This is a genomic window from Legionella maceachernii, from assembly GCF_900167045.1.
Classification (GTDB): domain Bacteria; phylum Pseudomonadota; class Gammaproteobacteria; order Legionellales; family Legionellaceae; genus Tatlockia; species Tatlockia maceachernii.
The window spans coordinates 97,684-121,767 of the sequence record NZ_FUXJ01000012.1; the positions used below are offsets into that span (position 1 = coordinate 97,684).

Sequence of the window (24,084 nt, forward strand, 5' to 3'; positions counted from 1 at the left end):
ACATGTGTGGGATAGTTGGTATTTACAGTCATGAACAAGTCGCCTATGAGCTCTATGAGAGCCTCATCCATTTGCAGCATCGAGGCCAAGACGCCGCGGGAGTGCTTACTTGTGATCAACGCTTCTACACCAAACATGGTTTGGGATTGGTACAAGAAATTTTCACACCCGAGAACATCTCAGCCCTTAAAGGCAACATTGGCGTGGGCCATGTGCGTTATCCGACTGCAGGTGGATATTCAGAATCTGATGTACAACCTTTATGGATAGGGAGCCCGCGAGGTATTGCTCTTGCTCATAATGGTAATATTTCCAATTACCCTGAATTAGCTGATGAAATTCGTTTAAAACAGCATCGACACCTTAATTCTTCACTCGATTCCGAAGCGATTTTATTGATGCTTGCGGATCAATTATCAAACATCTCTTATGACAACGAAGATGAAGAAACCTTCTTTGAGTTGTTATGCAAGGGAGTTAACCACATTTTTCAGCGAATGGAAGGAGCTTACTCCATCGTATCGGTCATTATCGGCAAAGGGCTCGTCGCTTTTCGCGACCCTCACGGGATACGTCCTTTGGTTTGGGGAACACGGGAAAACCCTGACGGAACAGTGGATACAATTTTTGCTTCTGAAACAACACCTTTTTACGCATTAGGCTTTAAACCGCAAGGTGATATTCAGCCTGGCGAAGTGGCCTATATTGATCTGTCCGGTAAACTTCATCGTCGGGTTGTAAAAACCGCTGAGTTTAGACCTTGCGTTTTTGAATACGTTTATTTCGCACGTCCTGATGCAACACTTAACAATGTGAGTGTTTACCGGGCCCGCTTACGCATGGGGCAAAACCTAGCCCAGCAATGGAAGAACAAATACCCGCACTTAATTCCCGATGTTGTCATTCCGGCCCCTTCCACAGCGAATACCGCAGCACTTTCTTTCGCACATGAGCTGGGCGTGAGGTATTCTGAGGGATTATATAAAAATCCTTTTATCGGCCGCACGTTCATTATGCCTAATCAGAAAGCGCGTAGTCGAAGTATTCGTTACAAATTAACCCCTCAGCGCACCGAAATTCAAAATAAAATTGTCATGATTGTGGATGACAGTATTGTTCGCGGCACGACTTCACGTGAAATTGTGAAAATGGTGAGAGAATTTGGGGCCAAAGAAATTTATTTTGCTTCCACTTCGCCCGCGTTGAAAAATCCTTGTTTTAGTGGCATTGATCTTCCTTCTCGAAAAGAATTGATTGCCGCGAATCAAACGGAAGAGGAAATTGCCGCTTACTTAGGTGTGGATGCATTAATGTATCAATCGCACGAGAATTTAATTGAAGCGGTCACTCGACGAGGACAACATCAAATTAAAAAGCCTTGTATGGCCTGCATGGACGGTGATTATTTTTGCAATAAAATTACGACAGCAAGAATGCAGCAATTAGAGCAACACCGCCAAGAAGGTCGACTCGCTCATCTTGAAAATAAAGGGGACTTTGCTGAATGAAAATTCTGGTGATTGGCTCAGGCGCACGCGAGCATGCAATGATTAAAGCGTTAAACCGCTCACCGCAAACCACTTCCTTGTACTGCTATGGCACAACGGTAAATCCGGGAATAAAGCAATTCACCACAGACTATCGTGCCGGGGATATCACTGACTGCAGTGCAGTGCTCGCAATGGCTAAAGTATGGGATATTGAACTAGCCATTATCGGTCCAGAAGCACCACTTGAAAAAGGGATGGCGGACCAATTATGGCAAGCAGGCATACCGGTTATCGGCCCTAAAAAAGCGTTAGCTCAAATTGAGACCTCTAAAGAATTTGCACGAGACCTAATGCAAAAGTATCAAATTGCTGGATTACCTCGCTACCAAAAATTTGCAAGCTTGAACAACATAGAAGCTTTTCTTCATCAACTGGGCGAGGGTAACTATGTCATCAAAGCGAATGGATTGATGGGAGGAAAAGGCGTAAAAGTCGCCGGTGAGCACCTTCACTCTATCGCCGAAGCAAAGGCTTTTTGCGCAGAAATTCTGGCAAAGCATCAAACCTTCATTATCGAAGAAAAACTTGTTGGGCAAGAATTCTCCTTTATGTGTTTCGCGGATGGAAATCAGTTAATACCCATGCCATTAGTCCAAGATCACAAGCGAGCTTATAACGGGGACTTAGGGCCTAATACTGGCGGGATGGGGAGCTACTCCGACACCAATCACGCCTTGCCATTTTTAACTCCTCAGGAAATCGAAGAAGCATTAGCTATTAACAACGCTGTTTTCCAGGCTTTAACGACAGAATGCCATGAAAACTATATAGGCATTTTATATGGCAGCTTTATTGCAACTAAGAAGGGCGTTTTTGTCATCGAATTTAATGCTCGATTCGGTGATCCAGAGGCATTAAACGTTTTATCCATTTTAGAATCTGATTTTCTTGCTATTTGTAAGGCAATAGTCAATGGCAACTTAACACAAGACCTGGTCAAATTCGCTAATCAAGCAACCGTGTGTAAATACGCTGTTCCCGAAGGTTACCCTGATAGCCCTAAGAAAAATTTCCCTGTCAATTTCTCAAAAATAAGCTGTCAATCCCATTTATACCTTGCTTCTGTTGATGAAATCGATCATCAACTCCTCGCCGCAGGTTCACGCACAGCTGCTTATGTGGGTGTTGCTGATACTCTTTTTGAAGCCGAAAAACGTGCTGAAAAAGAAATTACTCAGATAGAAGGATCTTTGTTTCATCGTGAAGATATTGGCACAAAACAATTAATTCAGCAGCGAATAGACAACATGTCAAGGATAAGATCCTCATGATTCGCCTCGCTGTGTTAGGGTCAACCCGAGGGACTAATCTTAATGCCCTCGTTGAAGCAATTAGTAATCAAGAATTATCCGCTTCAATCGAACTTGTTATCAGTAACAAAGCTGATGCATTTATTTTAGAACGAGCAAAACAATTTGGTATTAACTCGTTATTTGTTAATCCGCAAGGTTTAAGCCGGGAAGATTTTGATAGCCACCTATCCAGCACGCTGAAAGAACATAAGATTGAACTGATTGTTTTAATAGGATACATGCGCATTTTATCAGCCTCATTCGTTGCGGCATGGAAAGAGAAAATCATTAATATTCATCCGTCTCTTTTACCCGCTTATTCGGGATTAATGAATCTGGACGTTCATCAAGCTGTTCTCAAAGCACGCGAGACCGAAACAGGATGTACTGTGCACTTTGTCACTGAAGAAGTGGATGCAGGGCCTATTATCTTACAGAAAAAATGCCCAGTTTTTACAGAAGACTCGCCTGAAATTTTGCGCGATCGAGTACAACAACTTGAAGGAAAAACACTGGTTGAGGCTATAAACAAACTCCTTGCTTCGGGGATACTTTCATGTCAAAAAACCTAGAGTGCCAACTTATCCCAGCAACAAGCAATGATTACTTCACTCTACAAAATCTTGCCCGATTTTACGTGTATGATATGTCACGTTATTGTGGGTTTTTACCCCATTGGGAATGCCCGGAAAATGGCTTGTATGAAGCTTATGATTTTGAAAGCTATTTTATTGAAAGTCATCGCTATCCCTTTCTTGTTCGAGTAAATCATGAATTAGCAGGTTTTGTTTTAGTCAACAAAATGGGCTTAACAGCGGATACCGATTGGAATATAGCTGAGTTTTTTATCACTGCGAAATTTCAACACCGAGGAATAGGACAAAAAATTGCCAATCAATTATGGCAACAATACCCTGGTAAATGGCAAGTTTCGGTGCTACCTCAAAATGAACGAGGACTGCAATTTTGGCGAAAAGCAATTAGCGAATTTACAAAAAACCAATTTAGCGAAACAACTCAAAAAGTCGGTTATGATCCCGATAATCCCCGCGTTATTTTTAATTTTGCCACTTAAAAAAGCCATGAGTTAACCTGGCCAACATTTAAAAATAGCGCACGGTTCTCCAAGCCTCTTTTTATCAATTAAGGAAAGAGTTGTTGCGCCCTCTCAAAAAAGGCTATATTTTAAACGAGCTCAGATCATAAGATTATTAAATCGGATTCTCACCAATGATAGCACTTCTGTATCTACTTTACTGGCTCGTCGGTTTACAAATTATTTTTAAGCCCAACCGCTTTTTAAAAATTCAATTCTTATCATGCCTTCTACTGACATTATTTTGCTTTGATTTTCACAGTCATTTGGTGATCCATGATTAACCAAAATAAATTTCATTTTTGGGGAAATGCGCTCGGGTTATTAATCATTTGTCTCATCCTCATGATTGCCTTTTATGAGCAATTAGTCGCTCACCAATTGCCTTGCCCCCTCTGTTTATTGCAGCGTCTCTGTTTTATCGGTGTGGGTCTCGGGGTAAGTATGAATTTAAAATTCGGTATTAAGATTGCTCATTATGGTCTAATGATTCTTTCTGCCTTACTAGGGTTTGCCATTGCGTTGCGGCAGGTATTTTTGCATGTCTTACCTGGCGATTTGGGCTATGGTTCGCCTCTGCTTGGCTTGCACCTGTATACTTGGGCCGCACTCAGCTTTGGTATTGTTATTGGTTTAATTGCCTTTGCTCTTTTGTTTGAGCGAGGCTTTACTGTGAAAAACCTTTCGCTGAATTATTGGCATTACTTCTTGATGTGCTTTTTTCTTATCTTGATTCTTGCTAACGGAATCAGTACATTTCTAGAATGTGGTCCTTTTATATGCAAAGATAATCCGATCCATTACTATTTATTGGAATCAACAGGCTAGGAAACAACAATGCGCTCGCTCATTTTTTCATTTACTCTTTTAAGTTCTTTATACGCACAGGCGGATACCATCGATAATTACATGAATATTTCCAATAACATCCCCCAGATGGAAATGAAAGCTGATCCACAATCCCAAGCTTGGGCTCGATCAGCGCGGAATGTGTTAACTATCACGAGTGAAAGCATCGCTGAAACACTAATCCAAGCCAATGATCTTGCTAAAAATCAAGGCAAACCGCTTTTTTGCCTTCCCGCTAATGTCAACTTAGATGCAGCGACTTTAAATTCGCTTATTCTTCAGACCTACAAAGAAATCCCCAGCCAACAAAGCGATAAAAATAAAATGACCGTTTCTCAAATTGCCTGGCTCGGTGTCACTAAAAATTATCCGTGTCAACAAAATAAACCCTCTCCACAAATGCAGCATATGAGTGAATTATTAAGTCATTAACAATGGTAAAATCAGAAGCAAATTGTGGTTTTTTTGACAGAAAAAGAATTTCTGATTAAAATGCATTTACTATTCTTCTCATTACAACCATGGCCACTTTACTCCAGTTCATGCAAAATCATCTCGCTATAGGTTTGCATGATACTTTTGCAGAGGATATTGGAACCGTAACCGCGGAAGAAGCACTAAGTAATGCATTCATTAAACTGCATACGGCCTTAACCCCCCATCACTACCTCAAATCACCAGTGGTTTTTAGTGCTGACTCTTTTGATGAAACCTTAATTGGCTTATTAGAATCCCAAGAGGATAAATTTGCTGAGCAAATCGTTTTAAATCTGGGTAATCCACATGCAAAAATTTGCCATATGCGCCACTATACGACCGAAAAAGGCTCACACTGGCATGCCTTATTTGCTCAACTTGACGAGACAGGGGAAATTCAAAAGATAACCCTAACTGATTCACGTACCCTTACTTCCCAAGGAATTACGGCCTCTAGAGATATCCAACTCAATCCTTTTTTACAAGCTCAGAGAAAGAAAATTGAGTTTATTCCAGGATTGCAGCAACCTTCTAAAACACCCATTTGCTGGATATATAGTTTAGCCAATTTAGCCTCGCTTGCTAGTACTGGAAGAGTATATGAGCCACAGCAAGGAGGCGATCTGGGAGAAGAACTAAGCCAATTCTTGAAACAAGAGCCCCCACTGCGAACACAAGCCAAAGCCTCTGCAAAATCGAGCAAACCCATAAACAGTACCACTTTTTTTTATCAGCCATCAACAAGCATTCCCCCCACCATAGAAGAGGAAACTCAGTTTTTTATCGATAACACTCATTCGCTGCAAAAGAAAAAAAGCAGTTCTTTAAACGTGATTGGTGGCAGTTTATTGTTATTTGGCGCTGGCACCCTAGTGGCAGGTGGCTTGGTCTTGACCGCAGCCTTAGCCATTAGCATCCCCCTCGGATTTTCTCTCATCGCACTCGGTCTCATTTTAACACTGACTGGTGCTATAGTACTGACCGCAGGCTGTATCAAGAAAGCAGAAGTGGTTGAGGAATCGACCCTCACGATGTTGAATGGATACTGCGCTTAAAGCGCAGTACATGGTCCAATTCGCGATTTCTTAATGGCTGCTCACTAATTACTAAACTCTTCAAATGCCTCCAAAGCTTCTGCAGCATACATCAGTGAAGGTCCGCCCCCCATATACACAGCCATTGCCAAGGTTTCCATTAATTCTTCACGACTGGCTTGTAATTTGACCAACGTTTGAGAGTGAAAGCCAATGCAGCCTGGGCAATGATTTGCAACGGCTAAAGCCATCGCGATGAGTTCCTTAGTCTTTTTATCAAGCGCTCCGTCTTTTGTGGCAGCCTGCGCTAGTGAGGAAAATCCTGCCATGACCTCCGGCATTTCTTTGCGCATCTTTGCGAGTTGCACGCTAATTCCTTTAGTGACTTCATTGAATTTATTCGACATGTATTCGACTCCCTTGAGTTAGTATTCGCATGAATTTATATCACGAAATTCTCCTCGGCTGTAGCATGTCCCGATGTGAATGCGTGACTTGTTCAATTTGACAATCTTGCGTTAACTCAATTCAAAAGAATGGGGGACTGATGAATACTCACTCTCTTCCCGCGAAACACGTTGATAAAATAAAAGGGAGCTAATCTTGTCCAGCTTAAGTTTATTGGATTGAAGCGATTCTGATCGCCAGTCCTGATACAGCTCGGAAGGCTTAGAAACCTTAGTCGGAAGTGGTTCAACCTTTTCCTTTTGTTTGTCCAAATTCATTTCAGCATCGAAATGGTCATTAATGTGTTTAAAATTTTTATAAAGTTGTATTTTCTGAGTTTTTTCGCTGTTTGAATAAACGGATAAAACTGCCCCACAAACTCCCAAAACAAATGCCGCACAAAGAATTGCAACACCTAAAAAAGGGATTGCACTAAGGCCTGAGATTAATCCCAAACCGGCAAACACGCCCATAACCCCTGCACTACATCCTGCAACAGCACCAAACACTCCTACAAAATTAAGGAACGCTCCCTCCAGTAATTCACGCATGGAAGGCACAGCACTATTTTCTTTGAAATCAGCGGAATTAATAAACGCTTTAATTATTTCCTCTGCCTCTTCTTTCTTTTCAATGGCTGTATATTGATGATAATTGTAAAAGAAATCGTTCTGGTTATTCTTTATAAACTCAAGAAACAGCGCTTGAATGGTCATCTTTTCGCCAGCTCCTTCACAATCGATCTGCCTTAGGTAACTAGAAAAATCAAGCTGAGTAGCTTCTTCTATATAGCAACGGTATAACCTCTCCATAAAGTTAAGCAAATGGGTATTCAATTTCTTATTTAACCGCATTTCTTCAAGTTTATTTTTTTTATAGGATAGATAAAAAACAGGGATACCCACAATGAGAAATAAGCCGCAGCAAATAGAACCTAAACTAACCATTGCGACGCCGCCTATTCCTAAACTTAAAGCCGATGAAAGAATACCAAATAAAGGCCAAGCTACACCGGCACCTGTTCCAATCGCATCAAACGCGGGTTTAAATACTGACATATCGTTTAAATAAGCTCAGGAATGAGTTCTTTGCAATGCTTCATGAGACGTTGATCCTCAGGCGGTAGGCGCATGTAATCCCCGTAAAGATCGGTCAACATGAGATCGTATCGATTGGGTATATTAAATTCTCTTGTTTCAAAGCGAAAGCGTTTTAAAGGAAAAATATCGGAATAAGCTACCAAATTACTATTTACGCATTGATAACCAGTACCCAAATAAGGGCTGCCGCTGGTATTTGCTTTATGAATAATTTGCTGTAAGCCTTTTTCCAACATTTGTTTTGAAAACAAAGAACTTAAGAATTGATAAAATTTGGCCCCATGCCCTGCATCCACCGCACTGTATTTAGGGCGCAACAATCGCAATATTTTTTTTGCTAGAACTTTATAAAACTTACGCTGAACAGCAGACACAGGCATGCTGTCATAAACAAAAACATCAATGAATATCCCCTGCTGATAAGGCTCATTGCCTTGTTCATGGGTTTCAACAAAACGACTGTTTCGGTCCCTTATTTTTAATGGCACCGATAAATTAAAAAAACCAGGATCGGTTTGTGCGGTTTGCAACCACATATTGGCTGGCATTTCTGCGGGGGCAACCCGAAGAAAATGTTCATAACTCGAGCGAGGCATCGAAATGTCAAGATCATCATCCCAAGGAATAAAGCCTTGGTGGCGGACAGCACCTAAGAGAGAGCCACCATCAAGCCAATAATCAATTTTGTGCTTTGTACAAATTTCATCGATGGCTTCCAGCATTGCAAGCATCTTTAATTGAGCTTGCCTTAATCGGCCATCATGTTGTGCATTGGCGATAAAATTAGGCTCAGTTTGAATCACAATAATCCTTTTATCTTTAAGCTCTGATAGACATTGACTTCTAAATTCATCGATGGATTCTAACTTCTTTATCTTTTAAAGTCGAATTCATTTAATATTTAACAAACAGATTGACCAGATAATACTCCACTCGATATAAACCTTCTCATGAGAAAATGAAAATTGTTCCTCTAATAAGGACTTCATGATATAAAATGCAACCTTATTATTACAGCTTATGCACGGAGGAGAGTGAGATGCCAAGTTATTTGAAAGCAACCTATCACGTTAAGTCGGCTAAAATCAAAGAAGCAGCAGACGCATTAGTCATTGGTCAATCCATAGGTAATCCCTACCTCCGCTCCAAGTATGAAACACCAGAAATGCTGGAACGCTATTCAGCTCGCGTTACCAACATTACTGAACTCCCTAATGGCTTGTTCCAAGTTGAAACCATTTTCCCCTTGGATCTGTTTACTCCAAATTCATTCACCCATCTTCTCACGGTGGTTATGGGCGGACAAATGGATATTGACCTCATTAAGGGTTGCCGCCTAGTAAACTTGGATATTCCTGAAGCATTGATTAAATCTTTTCCTGGTCCTAAATTAGGCATCCAAGGAATTCGCGATAAAATTTCGGTTTATGGAAGACCGCTTATTGGTGGAATCGTTAAACCTAAAACCGGTTTATCTATCGATATGCTTTGCCGAATGGTCGAAGCGATGGTCGAAGGGGGCATCGATTTCATCAAAGAAGATGAAATCTTAGGTGAAATAGAAGGTGCTCATGTATTACAACGCATCGAAGCCGTGAATAAAGTATTAGGTGGCGCGAAAGTGATTTACGCACCTGCCATTAATGTGTCAATCGCCCAGTACGGCGAAGTCGCGGCGGCATTGAATGAAAGTAAAAATATTTATGGTTACCATCTGAATGTATGGGCAGGTCTTGATGCGTTTGCATACCTTTCATCCCTTGCTAATAAAGTCTCTTTCTATCAAAAATCGGGCGATGGAGTTATCACAAAAGAAGACAACGACTACTCAATAGCCTTTGATGTATGGTGTTTGCTTGCACGCCTTGCAGGGGCTGACATGATCCATATCGGGATGATGGGTGGCTATTTGGATGAAAGCAAAGAAGTATTACAAAAACGTTTAGATGCGTTACAAAATCCTTGCTACGGCCATAAAGGGACCATTCCAAGTTTCAGCTGTGGCGCTACACCTGCGCATGTACCCATTCTTCACCAAGCGTTTGGAAATGATATTATGGTTTCTGCAGGCGGTTCGATTCACTCGCATAAAGACGGCACGACAGCAGGCGTAAAAGAGTTTCGTCTTATGGCTGACCGTTGTGCTGCAAGTGAGTTAAGCGTGGAAATTTAGGAATGCTCCTATTGCAACACCATCAGCTATGTCATCGGTTTAACTTTTATTGTGGATAAATAATATGCGAATAGTGGTTATACCGATGGCAGGATTTGGCACGCGCTTTCTTGAGGTCTACCCTGATAAGAAACTAACCCCAGTTCCTCCGAATAATGAACCGATGTTCATTCATGCTATTCAAAAATTGGGGTTTTCTTACGACAAAATCATCTTAGTCTCGCGAGAAGCCGACTCCATTCGACCAGTACTTCTAGATTATCCCTCTATTTCTGGCTGTGCGACGATTGTGGCCACTCATAATGAGACAAAAGGCCCCTTGGACACCGTGATGCATGCAAAATCCATTTTACTTGAAAATTTGGATGCTGAACTCGTGATTTGCAACTGCGACCAAGTCCTTGTTTGGCCAGGCGATTGGGCACTCTCTTGGTTAAGAGCGCGCGGAGCTGTTGGGGGTATTCCTACCATAGAAAGAAAAAGCCAGCGTCATTCGTATGCCGAAATTGATGAGAAATACCCTTGCAAAATCACTCGTGTCAGAGAAAAAGAAAGAATTTCGAATCGAGCAACAATAGGTGTCTACTGGTTCGGGACAATTGCTGACTTTTTGCCTGCTGCTGAAAAAGTATTCCTCAATAAAGACACTGCACCCAATGGCGAATATTACGTCTCTCACGTATACAATTACCTTGATGGGCTAATTCTTGAATACCCTTTATGCGAATTTTGGTCGCTCGGCGAACCCGATAATTTCAATAAATACATCAATAAAAATTATTTACTTGGGGAAGACATCTAATTCCACCCATAGAACCTTAAGCTGCTTACAACAGTGATTCTTTTGACTACTTGCAGTAATCCCAATGGAAGACATGCGGTGGGCTTCCTAAAACCTCTAAACCAGAGCTCTATTACGATGGAGTCGATGTACCCGCCGAATTAAGCGTCTATTGACTTCACGATGCTTTACAAACTTCTTATTCGCATTCAGCATAAGTGGTCTTCGGATTTTTTCAGCCGTTGAGCTCTCATCACTTGAGATAGTCTCGGTACCCGTTGCCGATGCAGAAACTACGGTCTCTTTTTTAGAAGTACAGGCGGTGAAATTGAAGCTAAGTAACAAGACCAACAAGCAAATTCCATATTTTCTCATGGGGATTCCTTAAGTGTTAGAAATAAGCATTGACAGCAAATAAAACAGTATTACTCTTCCGTCCCAAATTCAACCGGTCAATAGGTAAATAAACAGGTAACAATTGTCCCGTTGCTGTACTAAACACATTGTAATTGACATCGTGTTGAAAACCCAAGCTTTGTGTCGTATTTCGCCAAAGAGAAGTCGTGAATGTGATGGTGTATTCACGTGTAGGCAATAACATGGCTAAAGCCTGTTTTGTGAAACCATAACCAAGCGAAATACTGCTCGGCTTGTCAAATAACCTGAAAGCATAAGCTCCTTCGAGATCGAAAGCCTTAGGTTTTGCACCGCGACCATCAAAAGTCATGTCGATGGGTGAGAACCGACGTGTAGCCGTGAGGTATTCAGCCACAAGACTGTAGCGACCGATGGTCAAATTACCATAAATATCGAATCCCGGCACTTTATGAATGAGTACATTTCTTGTTTGACAAGGGAAAGCGAAACCAGCAAAGAGAGTGCAACCTTGCGAAAGCTGCCCATTTAATAGAATGCCTTCCGCATCGGCGATATTTGCTATATATCCCAGCCCGATTCCGGCACTCCAATCGTCTTTGTTGATAAGATAATCAAAACTCGCTCCCCATTCATTAATTGCACTTGAATGAGAGGAAGTCACCGTATCGCCACGGTAGCCATACACGGTCGCATCAAATTCCATAGTATCCGTGCTATGACTGTACCCAAACAGAACAGGGCGTTCGGAAGTGGTGAACAGAGACGCGGTTAAAGGGCTGTTAATCATGTAGCTATTGTATTGACCAAAAGGCAAATACATTTGGCCGATCGAAGCATACCAATCAAATTGATTCAAATTTCCAACGGTAATAAAGCCTTGATCGACATAAACGCGCGAATTACCCACGCGCGGACCAAATCGCGGTGGAGTCAAATCTTCTAAAGCAATATTGTCATAGTCAAAGCTGAAAAACCCGGTTACCCATTTACCAATTCCCGCAAGACCGGTAATGTTGGCAACCGTTAAATCGATATCACTGTTTGAACGTCCCAAATAAGGCGTTAGCCAATCCGCTTGCGCAGATAATGTTCCACTTAAAACCAGATAATAGTTAGACATGTTCCGTTTAGCGAACGCATTCTCCAATTCTTGGCGATATTGCAAAGCCAAAAGATCGGTGTTTTGCTGAGAAAAATTGGTTATTAAATCCGACCCATCATAAGCAGAAGGTTGGCCTAAATAAGGATTAATAACAGGGAAATACCCCCCTAACCTCCGTACATAATCCTTGACACTGAGAGAGTTGTTTTTATTAACGGCCCTATCCTTAGACGTTTGGGCACGGGTGTTTTGGTTAGCATTTACCGTCTCTCTTGCGGCAGGCGCAATGATGGGTTTTTGTAAGAATACTTTCTGAGCTTGAACCTGTTTTTTCTGTGGATTAGATGGAAGTTGCTGTGTTGATCTTACTATAGGCTTATCTGCGTGCTCGCGTTTATGCTCTGCAAGTTCTTTTTTTAATTGCGCAACTTCTTTTCGCAAAGCACGTGTTTCTTTAAGAAGGGCTCGTATTTCCTCTGTACTTAACGTTTCAGCAAAAGCGTTTTTTACGGCGGGGATGAAAAGGAGCGTTATTGCAAACATGAGCTGCAAAATTCGTTGCAGGATATCCCTATTTTCTTTAACCATTTTGCAATAACTATTATAAAAAAAGACGGTGAAGTACCCTACTAACGGCACGCTGCAGAGAAGCTATTAGACAAATATTTCCTGGAGAAAATTGGTCATTGCTTGCCAAGCGCGGCGCTCTGCTTTGGCATTATAAATCAATCCCAGCTGACTATCATGAGCATGAGGATTAGTAAAAGCGTGTTGAGTATGGCCATACACGTGAACCTGCCAATCAACTTTAGCCATGGTCATTTCGAGACAAAATTCATTGACCTGTTCTGGCTGAACCATCGGGTCATCATAGCCATGCAAGGCTAAAATTTTGGCAAAAATGGTTTCATTCGCAAGATTTTTAGGTTTGTTGAGAAGCCCATGAAAACTAACAACCCCTTTTACTTCTGCGCCGCTCCGGGCTAAGTCAAGGGCACATAAACCACCAAAGCAGAATCCAATAACGGCTATTCGATTAATATCCACTTCTGACATGGCCACTAAAGCATCAAACGCTGCCCGAATGCGATCTCTTAATAAGCGCCTATCATTCACTAAAGGTTCCATGAGAGCCGATTTTTCAGGTGTAGACGCACCTATACGCCCATTTCCATACATATCCACTGCAAATCCAAGATACCCCATTTTGGCTAGCATTTCCGCTTTTTCACAAGCAAAGTCATTACGACCTGACCAATCGTGGACGACTAAAACCGCGGGCCGCTGTTTATCAGTGGTGTCATCATAAGCGAGAAATCCATGTAATTCTTGTTCACCATGATGATAGAGATAAGTCGATGTGTGCATGAAAAATCCTTGTTCAGCAATAGAGTCTGTTATTGAATGAAGTAAAACCAAATTTTGCCAGACGCATTAAAAAAATGCGAGTCATAACTGAGTTAATTTGCTTAAATTTTTAATTCAAAAACAAATTAATTCATCAATAACCATTTAAGATTAAACTAAACTGTATCTAAGAGACTTCACATGCTATTTTGCGCTATGAAACCGATTCGTGCCTTTTTCGCGATTAGTCTACCTGAATCACACCGAAACGCTTTAAGGAAAATTGTATCTTCGCTTAAGCAAGAGCTTCCCATGAAATCAATCCGTTGGAGCGCCATAGAAAACTTACATATTACCTTACAATTTCTGCGTGAAATGCAATATGCTCATCTCGTTCAATTAATTGAAAAAGTACGAAGCGAATTACAACCTGCAACTGCTTTTCAATTAGAGCTCGCTAATCTGCAGCTATTTCCGTCTCTTAGACACCCGCGAGTTATTGCGCTGGATGTAGAACCCCATGATGTCTTAGCGGAACTTTCACGCCGAATTGGTTTGGGAATTGCTGCACTAAACTATCCCCTTGAACGAAAGCAATTTCGCGGCCATTTAACGCTCGCCCGTGTAAACCACCGCGATCAAAATCTTAGTCGTGTGGAAACGATTCAAATACCCCAAATTCCAAAAATTGCAATCGAGGAAATTTGCTTGTTTGAAAGCAGAACAGGACAAAAAAGCCAAATTTATATTCCATTAGAACACTTTAAGCTTTCACCTACCCCCTTTTTTTCGACGACTTCGAGTACTTGCAAAAAATAATTCCAATCTGTTTTTTTTGAACTATGATCAATTTATAAACTCCAGGAAGGAGAATAACTATGCGTACAAAAATACTGACGGAATTTTGGGACTTAATTCATGCGCAGTTGTGTTACCAACTATTTATTACCCCACTCCATTTGCCAATCGAAAAAGAATACCGCCATTTTGCCCGAAAAGCCTGTGAGTTTTTTGTGGCAACCCGCAGCCATTCAATAAGCATTGACACACCTCGCCATCATGTCATTCATTGCTTTGAACAAGTTGACAATCCCCAAGCCAAAAAAGTACTCATTGCTCATGGATGGATATCAAGAGCAGCCTATATGGCCCGTTTAATTCGTGCTCTGCATCGGCAAGGTTATCATGTTTATGCCATCGATTTTCCAGCCCATGGCGAAGCAAAAGGCGTACAATTGACTTGGACTGATGCAGTGATGATTTTACAACAGACCATTAATAAATTAGGTCCCTTTTATGCAGTCATTGGGCATTCATTTGGAGGGTCAATGCTGCTCAATACATTAAATCTGGCTTGCCAATTTCCTGAGTGGAAACTTGACCAAGAACCTGAACGCATGGTTTTAATGTCATCACCGACTCGCATGCGCACTCCTGTTAGTCAATTGGCAAGGCGTCTTAAACTCAGTGGCAAGGGTTTTATCTTCTTACGCGAGCTTTTTCGCCAACATGCTACTACTGATTTAAAGCATCTGGATTTTCGTCATTTTATCAAGCAATCAAAAACCCCTGTCCTTTGCATTCATGGGGAAAAGGACGATTCGATAAGTCCTTACGAATCAATCATTTTTTGTGCACAGTATCCGCATGCTTCTCTCGCTTTATTACCGGAGGCTAATCACGTTAGCGTGCTGATTGACGAACGCGTGGAATCCAAGGTTTGCGACTTCTTAGCTTAACCTCTCTCCACATAAGCGGCTTGTCCGCAAGACCGCCTCTAATCAAGCGTTTGACGATATCGTTTAACGCCAATCGCCATCACTACGACCATAAAGACGGTAATGCGAATTAACTCAGGCCAAACCTCTAAAAATCCACTTCCCTTTAATAAAATACCCCGCACAATAACTAAAAAATGGGTTAAAGGGAGAAGATTTCCTATCCATTGTGCCCAATCGGGCATGCCACGAAAAGGGAACATGAAGCCAGACAAAAGCATTGAAGGCAGAAAGAAAAAGATCGACGCTTGCACGGCTTGCAACTGATTGGTAGCAATCGTTGAAAAAGTTAATCCCACCGCCAAATTGGCTGCAATAAATGGCAAACAAAGAACCAATAAAAGGAGGACACTGCCTTGAATAGGTACACTAAATAAAAGCGTAGCAATTATTAAAATAAGTAATACTTGGATATAACCTACAATGATGTAGGGTAAAATCTTACCCACCATCACCTCTAAAGGCCTAACCGGTGTAGCAAGCAAATTTTCCATTGTTCCTCGCTCATATTCTTTAGTGATAGCAAGCGCGGTAATGAATACCATGGTCATCGTTAAGACAACTCCAAGTAAACCTGGCACAATGTTATATGCAGTGATTGCCAATGGGTTATAAACACTATGGACAAGCGGTTGATAGGCGGGAGAATCAACCGATAAATTCTTTAACGGACCAATCAGTTCCTCTGTTAAAACGTTATAGGCCAAATCATTAAAAACGGCAATCGCATTGCTGGTAGCAGCCGGGTCGCTCGCATCAGCTTCCAACAGCAAAGTAGGTTTCGATCCTTTAACTAAGTCACGCGAAAAATTAGGGGGAAAATTGACAACGAATTGCACTTTGCCTTTTTGTAATAATTCATGGGCTTCCCTTTCGCTCGAGGAAGGACTAACAAAACGAAAATAAGTTGAGTTTTCCATCCCCACAAGAATTCTGCGGCCAAAATTGCTGTAGTCGGGATTAACAATCGCTGTGGGTAAATGACGAGGATTAGTGTTGATTGCATAACCAAACAACATCAATTGCATCAAGGGAATGCCAATAATCATCGCAAATGTCCCTTTATCACGACGCACTTGCACAAACTCTTTTGCCATAATGGCATACATTCGCGTAGCTGACCAAAATTTCAACCGAGTCCCCCTTGTGATTCCCTTACTAAACTAATAAAGGCATCCTCTAAAGTCGTGTCTATTTGCTGCCAACTCATCATTGGATGGTGTTTGGCCAAATGCGTTAGACCGGATTCTATTTTTGCGCTATCAAAACCGCAAATATGAATTCGATTACCAAAAAGAGCGGCCTGAGTAATTTCTTCAATTTCTTTTGTTTGACCTAACAATGCCGTGGTCACATCACCGGAAATTTCCCATGTTTTAAGTTTGGTGGAGGCAATCACCTCTTTGACCGTCCCTGTGATTAATAACTTGCCTCGCGCAAGGTAAGCCAACCGTGTACAGCGCTCTGCCTCATCCATATAATGAGTGGACACAAGGATTGTTACGCCTTGCTCACTTAACTCATGAATCTTATCCCAAAATTCACGCCGAGCAATGGGATCAACCCCCGCAGTGGGCTCATCAAGTAATAACAATTGGGGCTCATGCAATAAACAGGCTGCTAAAGCAACTCGCTGCTTCCATCCACCGGATAATTCGCCAGTGAGCTGCCGCTTTCTTGCTATTAACCCCAGCTCTTCTAAAGCGCTATTGACCCGAACCCTTCGCTTGTCAATGCCGTAAATACGGGACATTAATGTTAAATTTTCTTGAATGGTCAAATCATTATAAAGACTAAATCGTTGGGTCATATAACCCACATGCTGCTTAATTTTTTTCGATTCTTTGATGATGTCATAACCCAAACAAGTTCCCTGTCCATCATCTGGTGTTAAAAGGCCGCATAACATACGAATTGTGGTGGTTTTGCCACTTCCATTAGGTCCTAAAAATCCAAACACCTCTCCTTTTTTAATGTGCAAATCAATGTGATTAACCACGACATTGTTATCAAAAGATTTCGTTAAACCCCTAACATCAATAACCTCTTCACTCATGGCAAAATCACCGAAACAGGTTGACCTGGTTTAAATTGATAAGGATGCTCAATAACCGCTTTTACACGAAAAACCAGTTTATCATTATTTTCACGAGTATAGACAAGCGGAGGGATATACTGAGCTTCCGGAGAGATATAAGTAATCGTCGCTTGATTGGGATTATTACACCCCTCACAATTAAAACTAATTTTTTGCCCTCGATGAACGGCAGACATTTTTTCCACAGGAATAAAAAATTCAATGCGTATGTTCTTAGGAGGCAATAACGAGAGCACCGCTTGTTTGTCTGGAACAAATTCACCCACGCGAAAATAAGTATCAAAAATAAAACCATCTTCTGGCGCTGAAACACTTTTTTGCGCTAACTGCCATTTGGCTTCATTGAGCTTCGCTGTGACAGAAATAATTTGTGCTTCTTGCGCTTTGATTTGTTCCACACGGCTGCCTAAACGCGCTAACTGTAAGTTGTATTCATACTGCTCTTTTAAATGTTTTTGTTCGTTATATTTAGCAATTGCTGCATCTACCGTATCTTTGTCAATCGCATTTCTTGCTAATAACGTAGTCATTCGTTTTACCCTAACTTCAGCCAGTTTTAATTCAGCCTCCGTTTGCGCAATTTGAGCCTTTATTGCTTCAATTTCTGGTGTACGTTTTGGATTTTCTAAATCTTTTAGAATTTTTTCTGCCTGCAATAAGTCGGCTTCGTTTTGTTTAATCACTAATGCTTGAGGATTTTCATCAAGTATAAAAAGTAATTGTCCCTGGCGCACTTGATCACCACGATTGACTAACAGTTTTTTTAAAATTCCAGAGTTAGAAGAGGCTAAATAGAGATTTTCCCCTTCGACATACCCTTGATAAATTTTAGAGCGATCTGACGAACCACAACCTAGGATCAGAGTGTTTAATAAAATAATGGATAAAAATTTTGCACGCATTGCACTCATTTTTTTATTATTTTTATTTAGTATAGTGAATGGAACGCTTTATGTCCCTTTCAGGGAGAATTTATTGCTATGATGTAACTATTTTCATCGGAATAAATTGATGAGTAAGGAACAAACAATTATGAAATATGATCTCATTGTCATAGGCGGCGGAAGTGGTGGAATAGCAAGCGCTATCCGAGCAGCAAAATATGGCGCTAAAGTAGCCGTCGTTGAACAAAAATATTTAGGAGGAACTTGTGTCAACTTAGGCTGTGTGCCTAAAAAAATTATGTTCAATGCTTCAATGGTTGCTGAGACTTTAAGAAAGGCGACTGATTTTGGCTTCAGTTCTGTTCATCCCAAATTGGATTGGCAAACCCTAGTGAGCCGGCGTAATGCTTACATCGAAAAATTGCGTGAAAATTATGCCAAGCGCTTTACCCAGTATCAAATGACATACCTGCATGGCAAAGGTGTTTTTGTTAATGCCAATACCATTGATGTGTGTGGAACCCATTATCAAGGAAAGCATATTATCATCGCCACTGGAGGTGAGCCTGTCATTCCTAACGATTTGCCCGGTGTAGAATATGCTATTGATTCTGATGGCTTTTTCTCCTTAGCGGAAATGCCCAAAAAAGTTGCAGTGATTGGTAGTGGCTACATTGGCGTTGAATTAGCTGGCGTATTGCATGGATTGGGGGCAGAAACTCATTTATTGATCCGAGGCCAGAGGCCTTTAAGTCGCTTCGATTCCATTCTTGGTGATACTTTATTGGAAATCATGCAGCAACAAAAACTGCACGTTCACACCGATCACCACGCCAATAAAATCAGCTTGCAAAAAGATGGTCGAAAAGCAATCCATTGCAGTAGCGGTTCTGTCATTCCTGATTTAGATACAGTCATTGTTGCAGTGGGACGTTCACCACATACCTTTGGTCTTAATCTCGAATCACTTAAAATGGAAAGGGACAAACGCGGACTTATCACTGTCGATCGTTACCAAAACACTTCCATCCCCGGAATTTACGCCATCGGAGATGTTACCGATGCTCCCGCGTTAACTCCTGTCGCTATTGCAGCGGGAAGAAAACTCGCTGATCGGCTTTTCGGAAAGCAAAAGGAAGCTTATTTAGATTATGAAAATATTTGTTCAGTAATATTTACCCATCCTCCTATTGGAAGTGTTGGTCTAAGTGAAGAAGAAGCAAATGCTAAATATGGGCAAGAAAAAATTAAAATCTATCAAACGCGTTTTAACCCGATGTATGATGCATTAAGCGAAGGAAAGACCCCCACAGTAATGAAATTAGTTACCCTCGGTGAGCAAGAAAAAATAATTGGAATTCATATTATTGGGTATGGTGCAGACGAAATGCTGCAAGGATTTGGTGTTGCTGTTAAAATGGGAGCCTGTAAACGCGATTTTGACAACACTGTTGCCATCCATCCGACTAGCGCAGAAGAACTAGTAACTATGGTATAACATGAACACGACTCGTCCTTTTAATACAAAATATCCTGTGTTGGGTAAAAGAGTATATATCGACCCCCAGTCGGCCGTTATAGGGGATGTTACTTTAGGGGACGATGTATCCATATGGCCCATGGCTGTCATCCGAGGAGATGTTAACTCGATTACAATCGGAAATCTTTCCAACATCCAAGATGCGTCTGTCCTACATGTGACTCATGAAGGCCCTTACACGCAAGGTGGGCAGCCACTGATTATTGGCAAAGGAGTAACCATTGGGCACCAAGTTGTTTTACACGGATGCTGCATAGACGATTATTGCTTAATTGGGATGGGCACTTTAATTCTGGATGGCGTTTATATTGAAAATCATGTCATGGTTGCAGCCGGTAGCTTAGTGCCTCCAGGAAAACATTTACACAGCAGCTACTTGTATCTAGGTAATCCAGCTCGCGCTGTTCGCCAACTGACAGACCAAGAACTCGCCCATCTGGAATATTCTGCTAGCCATTATGCCAAACTTAAAGATACCTATTTGCTCAATCAACAAAATAAATAATGCTCACTTCCAGGAAACTCTTGAATCATCGCTACAATCGATAACCCTCTCGATCGACTAACCATCCCGAATTCTGGTCAAAATATGACTGGTGGATGGAAAGACATTAGTGCGTCATTTTTAATCTTAAAAATTATAAAAAACACAATTTGTAAATTTAATTTTCAATTAAGGTTAATTTGGTATGGTAGATAACCCTGTGATATAAAAACGTAGCAGTGTTATGCCTAGATTCATAAAAGATGTCCACCAATTTGAACTCAACTATATTTGCTCATGTCTGTTATTGTGCAAAATTCGCACTTCACGTGACTTAGAAAGAAAATTTGACTTTCTACTTACGCAAATAAAACAGAAAGGAATCTTTGATGGCTCTTCTACGCGCAAGAAACGTATTGAAATACTTCAAAAAGCACTTAGGCTGTATAATGCCGTAAACGATTTCACCATTAGTATGAATGAAAGCCTAATTACCACTTTCGATACCCGGCTTAAGCAATTGCGTCAATCAGCCCCTGCTTTACCCATTCCAACCGAGGATGATTTATCCAAGGTAACGAAAAGTTATGACAGACTTATAAAAGCCTATGAAACGGAAGAAAAAATAAATACCCTTATCCAAGCTGCAATAATGAATAAAAACTTTATTGAGATTCCTTACATCATTTTTGGAGCGGGTGACACGGGTACCACTTTGTGGCTTGATAAATTCAAAACACATCATAAAAAATCGCTACTGCAATTAGCTCATAAAACCCTCCCTCAGGTATTGATGATTGGTGAAAACTCAGGGAGTTGGCTTCATGACTACACTTTGGCACAACGACACAGTATCCTTGAAAGAGTAGGTGCAGAAAACCCGGCAACTTATCTATCAAGCCAATATTATAAAGAAAATCCTCACGCTAATGGACGTCATGTTTATCAGGCAAACCAGGTAAATCTTGCCTCGACAGAGGCGCCTTTATTGAAAGCAACTGTTTTGAAAATCGAAAAAAAATCTAATCATGAAATGGATTGGAAAGCGCCAGGATCCTCATATCGCTTGGTTGTTAAAATAGGAAGTGAAATAAAACAAATTTATACTAACGAAATCAATATTTGTACAGGTCTTGGCCCTGCAAGAGATATCATTTCAGATTCCATTCTTGCTAAAGATCAATTTGTCCGCTTAAACCAATTCGATGAGCAAAGGCAATTTACTCCTATAGTCGACGGCAATGATTTTATTCTCACTGACAACGAAGAGAAAAGCACAGGCAGAAAGATTGTCATTTATGGAGGAGGGGGTACTGCCGCAGCTTGTTATCGTAAAGGTTTCTTTGGAAACGATATTCGAACCCAAGATCAACCCTTTACTAAAGAAAATCAAAAAAATCAGATCACCTGGATAGCAAGAAATTTTGAAAAGGCAGGCACTGGAAAACTTGCAATAAGTGCTTTGCTGAATGCAGAAAAGCGTAGTGAGCGCTTATATGGTGACCTACAAAGCATACATGAAACGAAAGATAACAAATTACTATTAACCTTCTTAAAAACTGGAGAACATGAACAAGATCTGCCCCAAACTTTTCAAATTGATTGTGACCAGTTTGTTTATTCTGTAGGTCAAGATGACAGCACCATGCGCGGCATTTGCGAGGAAATTGAAACGGATTTAACGCTGGCGTCAGATGAGGAGGGCATGGTTTTAAATGTAACCTCTAAAGATAAGCAAGTGATATTTTTTGGAGCAGCAGCTATGGCAGTCCGTGAGAAAGAATACATGGAAGCCACATGGAAATGGTTACAGTCAGAGCACATAGGTGGAGACGTTGGTCCGGGCTCTATGCCGCCATCAAGAGCACAAATTAAACGTTATACTTTTTTGCAAGGCATTAAACCGAGTAGCATTAATGCAAACATGGATAGTCAGCATCTTATTATTAAATTTCTTGAAGAAGAGAAAAGCATTCCGCACAGAGTAATTCAAAGCTTTGTTACTGATCTTCTAAAAGCGAGAAAAGAGAATGCACCTAGTGGTGCTAGCCGCACCACTATTTACGAATTGCTTGTTAAACATGGACTGGAGAATATAATAGAGATGAATGGTCTTGGGCATCTGGTTAAGAAAATTGCGCCATCACCACTTACACATCCACAACGATCTCCTCTACTCTCTTGGCTGGGTCCGCAAAGAGAAACAAACGATGCTATCCCCTATATTTCGTCTGTCAAGCCAGAGAAAAAAACCTCGTCACACTCTTCTAAAAACCCCGAACGAATTTTACAATCCGACTTAATTGTATGAGGTGTTGATTTTTAAGACACATTTGGATCTCAGGAAGAATATGCCTAAATTAAATGATTTTTTGGAATTAAATGAAAAAGAAAAAGAATTACAATTCAGGATCATACATTACTATAAAACTCATGCAAGGACCTTCTTAAACGGGTTAATCAGAAGCACTGATACAAGCAGTCTAATCAAGCTTGCTATTCTAAATCCACAAATTGATGAAATATGTCATCTACCACAATTCGCTGAATATTGGGATGATGTTTGGCGACTGTGCGGGCTTAATCCACGGGAAAACGCAGCAATCAATGAAAGACCAGTACATGAATTCATGCCTATGGTCACTATCCCTTCCTGTTTCGAACAAATTAAAGGCTATTTTCTTTATGTTTCTTATAAAAATTTATTAGACAAGGATGGAAATTTATCTGCAGAATTATATCCACAAGCAGAATTATACTTAACAGCTTCTTCCCAGTTCGGATGCTATTTTGCTATAAATACCCTGTGTAGAACAGGTTTAGACTTTTTGCAAAATCAATTCGACGAAGAAATTGTAAAAAAAATCCTTTGTTTTACTCAAGTTGCCGCCAGACTCTATTTATCACCCGGCTATTTTCTATTAGCAAATGTGTATCAAACACTCATTCAATTTGAAGAAAAGCCTATTTTAGGCGCGTTAAATTTACGCATGGAATCTTTTAAAGCGATTAACATTGCGAAGCGACTCCAAGCTTATTCTGCACCAATGATAAATAATGCCTATCAGGGAAAAACTTTGGAAGAAGCCAGCCAGGGAGAAATAAAAAGTTTCTCTCACGCTGAACAGCGGTTACAACAAATGTTGTGTTTAAACTACCATGAGCTGGAAATCTCCCTTAAAAAAGCAAAAGCCGAAGTTGATTCGCTCATTCATCAGCTGCATTTAGAGGAGTCTCTGACTTCACAAGCGCCTATGCTGAGCGTTGGCTAAATGTTAGTTGAGTCTTAGCCCAACCAATTTTGAACATCATCGTATTAGTGTCTTGGCTCAACCTCCACCAATAAAAAAAGCGGCACAAAGGCCGCTTCTAAAATAAAACCCTGGCGATGACCTACTTTCACATGGGGAAGCCCCACACTATCATTGGCGCAGGTCTGTTTCACTTCTGAGTTCGAGATGGATTCAGGTGGTTCCAAACCGCTATGGTCGCCAGGAAAACTGGTTTACCGATTGGCCTATTCGCCAATCAGCTTGGTAAAGGGGTTAGAGGTTAACACAAACGCTTAGGCATTAATGCCTTTAATTAAAGTATTGCCTTATCACTTACTCTTCAACCTAAAAGCAGCTCAGGTTATATGGTCAAGACAATCAGCCAATTAGTACGAGTTAGCT

Annotated in this window: 24 protein-coding genes and 1 rRNA gene; 15 read left to right on the plus strand and 10 right to left on the minus strand. The window is 40.9% G+C overall.

What is annotated here, in order from left to right; translation table 11 throughout:
• Positions 1-2: 2 nt before the first annotated feature.
• The 7 genes from purF to B5D33_RS11285 all read left to right on the plus strand — a co-directional run bounded on the left by purF (position 3) and on the right by B5D33_RS11285 (position 6,319).
• Complete coding sequence (gene purF / locus B5D33_RS11255) at positions 3-1,508, plus strand: amidophosphoribosyltransferase (RefSeq protein ID WP_058452158.1); 1,506 nt, start codon at positions 3-5, stop codon at positions 1,506-1,508.
• Positions 1,505-2,821 carry a phosphoribosylamine--glycine ligase gene (gene purD, locus B5D33_RS11260; RefSeq protein ID WP_058452157.1) on the plus strand — a complete coding sequence of 439 codons (1,317 nt, stop codon included), beginning with the start codon at positions 1,505-1,507 and terminating at the stop codon, positions 2,819-2,821. Before purF ends, purD begins: the two co-directional genes overlap by 4 nt.
• Complete coding sequence (purN, locus tag B5D33_RS11265) at positions 2,818-3,414, plus strand: phosphoribosylglycinamide formyltransferase (RefSeq protein ID WP_058452156.1); 597 nt, start codon at positions 2,818-2,820, stop codon at positions 3,412-3,414. Before purD ends, purN begins: the two co-directional genes overlap by 4 nt.
• A complete protein-coding gene (locus B5D33_RS11270) occupies positions 3,399-3,917 on the plus strand; it encodes a GNAT family N-acetyltransferase (RefSeq protein WP_058452155.1) in 519 nt (172 codons plus the stop codon). The genes purN and B5D33_RS11270 overlap by 16 nt, the downstream gene beginning before the upstream one ends.
• Positions 3,918-4,214: 297 nt before the next feature.
• Positions 4,215-4,766 carry a disulfide bond formation protein B gene (locus B5D33_RS11275; protein WP_058452154.1) on the plus strand — a complete coding sequence of 184 codons (552 nt, stop codon included), beginning with the start codon at positions 4,215-4,217 and terminating at the stop codon, positions 4,764-4,766.
• Between the two features lie 9 nt (positions 4,767-4,775).
• Positions 4,776-5,219, plus strand: a complete 444-nt coding sequence (locus tag B5D33_RS11280; protein WP_115304946.1) for a phosphatase — start codon at positions 4,776-4,778, stop codon at positions 5,217-5,219.
• 89 nt (positions 5,220-5,308) lie between these two features.
• The gene (locus B5D33_RS11285; RefSeq protein WP_058452153.1) at positions 5,309-6,319 is read left to right on the plus strand and encodes a hypothetical protein; all 1,011 of its coding nucleotides are present in this window, start codon (positions 5,309-5,311) and stop codon (positions 6,317-6,319) included.
• A gap of 44 nt (positions 6,320-6,363) precedes the next feature.
• Here B5D33_RS11285 and B5D33_RS11290 read toward each other — a convergent pair whose 3' ends face one another.
• From B5D33_RS11290 to B5D33_RS11300, 3 genes are all read right to left on the minus strand, one after another.
• Positions 6,364-6,705 (minus strand): carboxymuconolactone decarboxylase family protein, encoded by a 342-nt coding sequence (locus B5D33_RS11290; RefSeq protein WP_058452152.1) that lies wholly within the window; start codon positions 6,703-6,705, stop codon positions 6,364-6,366.
• Positions 6,706-6,816: 111 nt separating this feature from the next.
• The gene (locus B5D33_RS11295) at positions 6,817-7,803 is read right to left on the minus strand and encodes a hypothetical protein (RefSeq protein ID WP_058452151.1); all 987 of its coding nucleotides are present in this window, start codon (positions 7,801-7,803) and stop codon (positions 6,817-6,819) included.
• 5 nt (positions 7,804-7,808) lie between these two features.
• The gene (locus B5D33_RS11300) at positions 7,809-8,648 is read right to left on the minus strand and encodes a LicD family protein (protein WP_234802501.1); all 840 of its coding nucleotides are present in this window, start codon (positions 8,646-8,648) and stop codon (positions 7,809-7,811) included.
• 236 nt (positions 8,649-8,884) lie between these two features.
• Here B5D33_RS11300 and B5D33_RS11305 point away from each other — a divergent pair, with 236 nt between their 5' ends.
• Both B5D33_RS11305 and B5D33_RS11310 read left to right on the plus strand, forming a co-directional pair.
• Positions 8,885-10,018 carry a RuBisCO large subunit C-terminal-like domain-containing protein gene (locus B5D33_RS11305; protein WP_058452149.1) on the plus strand — a complete coding sequence of 378 codons (1,134 nt, stop codon included), beginning with the start codon at positions 8,885-8,887 and terminating at the stop codon, positions 10,016-10,018.
• 64 nt (positions 10,019-10,082) lie between these two features.
• The gene (locus tag B5D33_RS11310; RefSeq protein ID WP_078767428.1) at positions 10,083-10,820 is read left to right on the plus strand and encodes a glycosyltransferase family protein; all 738 of its coding nucleotides are present in this window, start codon (positions 10,083-10,085) and stop codon (positions 10,818-10,820) included.
• A gap of 96 nt (positions 10,821-10,916) precedes the next feature.
• Here the strand turns inward: B5D33_RS11310 and B5D33_RS16360 are convergent, their stop codons facing one another.
• The 3 genes from B5D33_RS16360 to B5D33_RS11320 all read right to left on the minus strand — a co-directional run bounded on the left by B5D33_RS16360 (position 10,917) and on the right by B5D33_RS11320 (position 13,647).
• A complete protein-coding gene (locus B5D33_RS16360) occupies positions 10,917-11,174 on the minus strand; it encodes a hypothetical protein (protein ID WP_133140995.1) in 258 nt (85 codons plus the stop codon).
• Between the two features lie 16 nt (positions 11,175-11,190).
• The gene (locus B5D33_RS11315) at positions 11,191-12,867 is read right to left on the minus strand and encodes an LbtU family siderophore porin (protein ID WP_058452147.1); all 1,677 of its coding nucleotides are present in this window, start codon (positions 12,865-12,867) and stop codon (positions 11,191-11,193) included.
• A gap of 66 nt (positions 12,868-12,933) precedes the next feature.
• Positions 12,934-13,647: a dienelactone hydrolase family protein gene (locus tag B5D33_RS11320; RefSeq protein ID WP_058452146.1), complete on the minus strand. Its 714-nt coding sequence runs from the start codon at positions 13,645-13,647 to the stop codon at positions 12,934-12,936.
• A 195-nt stretch (positions 13,648-13,842) separates the two neighbouring features.
• Between B5D33_RS11320 and thpR the strand changes: the two genes are divergently transcribed.
• Together thpR and B5D33_RS11330 are read left to right on the plus strand one after the other, a co-directional pair.
• Entirely contained in the window at positions 13,843-14,445 is a 603-nt protein-coding gene (gene thpR / locus B5D33_RS11325; protein ID WP_065239998.1) for an RNA 2',3'-cyclic phosphodiesterase, read from the plus strand.
• Between the two features lie 59 nt (positions 14,446-14,504).
• On the plus strand, positions 14,505-15,365 hold the full coding sequence (locus B5D33_RS11330; RefSeq protein ID WP_058452144.1) for an alpha/beta hydrolase: 861 nt from the start codon (positions 14,505-14,507) through the stop codon (positions 15,363-15,365).
• A 38-nt stretch (positions 15,366-15,403) separates the two neighbouring features.
• Here the strand turns inward: B5D33_RS11330 and B5D33_RS11335 are convergent, their stop codons facing one another.
• From B5D33_RS11335 to B5D33_RS11345, 3 genes are read right to left on the minus strand one after another with little or no spacing between them, the layout of a single operon-like run.
• Positions 15,404-16,537: an ABC transporter permease gene (locus B5D33_RS11335; RefSeq protein WP_234802502.1), complete on the minus strand. Its 1,134-nt coding sequence runs from the start codon at positions 16,535-16,537 to the stop codon at positions 15,404-15,406.
• On the minus strand, positions 16,534-17,460 hold the full coding sequence (locus B5D33_RS11340) for an ABC transporter ATP-binding protein (protein ID WP_058452143.1): 927 nt from the start codon (positions 17,458-17,460) through the stop codon (positions 16,534-16,536). The genes B5D33_RS11335 and B5D33_RS11340 overlap by 4 nt, the downstream gene beginning before the upstream one ends.
• Positions 17,457-18,404 (minus strand): HlyD family secretion protein, encoded by a 948-nt coding sequence (locus B5D33_RS11345; RefSeq protein ID WP_058452142.1) that lies wholly within the window; start codon positions 18,402-18,404, stop codon positions 17,457-17,459. The genes B5D33_RS11340 and B5D33_RS11345 overlap by 4 nt, the downstream gene beginning before the upstream one ends.
• Before the next feature lie 130 nt (positions 18,405-18,534).
• On the opposite strand from B5D33_RS11345, the gene gorA reads away from it, so the two are divergent.
• The 4 genes from gorA (at position 18,535) to B5D33_RS11365 (ending at position 23,682) form a co-directional block, all read left to right on the plus strand.
• Positions 18,535-19,884, plus strand: coding sequence for a glutathione-disulfide reductase (gorA, locus tag B5D33_RS11350; RefSeq protein ID WP_058452141.1), 1,350 nt, complete (start codon positions 18,535-18,537; stop codon positions 19,882-19,884).
• 1 nt (position 19,885) lies between these two features.
• Positions 19,886-20,431: a gamma carbonic anhydrase family protein gene (locus B5D33_RS11355; protein WP_058452140.1), complete on the plus strand. Its 546-nt coding sequence runs from the start codon at positions 19,886-19,888 to the stop codon at positions 20,429-20,431.
• A 223-nt stretch (positions 20,432-20,654) separates the two neighbouring features.
• Complete coding sequence (locus tag B5D33_RS11360; protein WP_058452139.1) at positions 20,655-22,721, plus strand: hypothetical protein; 2,067 nt, start codon at positions 20,655-20,657, stop codon at positions 22,719-22,721.
• 40 nt (positions 22,722-22,761) lie between these two features.
• Complete coding sequence (locus B5D33_RS11365; RefSeq protein ID WP_058452138.1) at positions 22,762-23,682, plus strand: DUF5630 domain-containing protein; 921 nt, start codon at positions 22,762-22,764, stop codon at positions 23,680-23,682.
• Positions 23,683-23,790: 108 nt separating this feature from the next.
• On the opposite strand, the gene rrf is transcribed toward B5D33_RS11365, so the two are convergent.
• A 5S ribosomal RNA gene (gene rrf / locus B5D33_RS11370) occupies positions 23,791-23,906 on the minus strand.
• Between the last annotated feature and the right edge of the window lie 178 nt (positions 23,907-24,084).

Coding starts and splice junctions, on each gene's coding strand:
- B5D33_RS11345 (WP_058452142.1), bottom strand. CDS start 18,404: ATGCGTGCAAAATTTTTATCCATTATTTTATTAAACACTCTGATCCTA.
- B5D33_RS11305 (WP_058452149.1), top strand. CDS start 8,885: ATGCCAAGTTATTTGAAAGCAACCTATCACGTTAAGTCGGCTAAAATC.
- B5D33_RS11285 (WP_058452153.1), top strand. CDS start 5,309: ATGGCCACTTTACTCCAGTTCATGCAAAATCATCTCGCTATAGGTTTG.
- B5D33_RS11355 (WP_058452140.1), top strand. CDS start 19,886: ATGAACACGACTCGTCCTTTTAATACAAAATATCCTGTGTTGGGTAAA.
- purN (WP_058452156.1), top strand. CDS start 2,818: ATGATTCGCCTCGCTGTGTTAGGGTCAACCCGAGGGACTAATCTTAAT.
- B5D33_RS11340 (WP_058452143.1), bottom strand. CDS start 17,460: ATGAGTGAAGAGGTTATTGATGTTAGGGGTTTAACGAAATCTTTTGAT.
- B5D33_RS11275 (WP_058452154.1), top strand. CDS start 4,215: ATGATTAACCAAAATAAATTTCATTTTTGGGGAAATGCGCTCGGGTTA.
- B5D33_RS11365 (WP_058452138.1), top strand. CDS start 22,762: ATGCCTAAATTAAATGATTTTTTGGAATTAAATGAAAAAGAAAAAGAA.
- B5D33_RS11290 (WP_058452152.1), bottom strand. CDS start 6,705: ATGTCGAATAAATTCAATGAAGTCACTAAAGGAATTAGCGTGCAACTC.
- B5D33_RS11270 (WP_058452155.1), top strand. CDS start 3,399: ATGTCAAAAAACCTAGAGTGCCAACTTATCCCAGCAACAAGCAATGAT.
- B5D33_RS11360 (WP_058452139.1), top strand. CDS start 20,655: ATGCCTAGATTCATAAAAGATGTCCACCAATTTGAACTCAACTATATT.
- purD (WP_058452157.1), top strand. CDS start 1,505: ATGAAAATTCTGGTGATTGGCTCAGGCGCACGCGAGCATGCAATGATT.
- purF (WP_058452158.1), top strand. CDS start 3: ATGTGTGGGATAGTTGGTATTTACAGTCATGAACAAGTCGCCTATGAG.
- B5D33_RS11330 (WP_058452144.1), top strand. CDS start 14,505: ATGCGTACAAAAATACTGACGGAATTTTGGGACTTAATTCATGCGCAG.
- B5D33_RS11295 (WP_058452151.1), bottom strand. CDS start 7,803: ATGTCAGTATTTAAACCCGCGTTTGATGCGATTGGAACAGGTGCCGGT.
- B5D33_RS11310 (WP_078767428.1), top strand. CDS start 10,083: ATGCGAATAGTGGTTATACCGATGGCAGGATTTGGCACGCGCTTTCTT.
- B5D33_RS11315 (WP_058452147.1), bottom strand. CDS start 12,867: ATGGTTAAAGAAAATAGGGATATCCTGCAACGAATTTTGCAGCTCATG.
- thpR (WP_065239998.1), top strand. CDS start 13,843: ATGAAACCGATTCGTGCCTTTTTCGCGATTAGTCTACCTGAATCACAC.
- B5D33_RS11320 (WP_058452146.1), bottom strand. CDS start 13,647: ATGCACACATCGACTTATCTCTATCATCATGGTGAACAAGAATTACAT.
- gorA (WP_058452141.1), top strand. CDS start 18,535: ATGAAATATGATCTCATTGTCATAGGCGGCGGAAGTGGTGGAATAGCA.
- B5D33_RS11280 (WP_115304946.1), top strand. CDS start 4,776: ATGCGCTCGCTCATTTTTTCATTTACTCTTTTAAGTTCTTTATACGCA.
- B5D33_RS16360 (WP_133140995.1), bottom strand. CDS start 11,174: ATGAGAAAATATGGAATTTGCTTGTTGGTCTTGTTACTTAGCTTCAAT.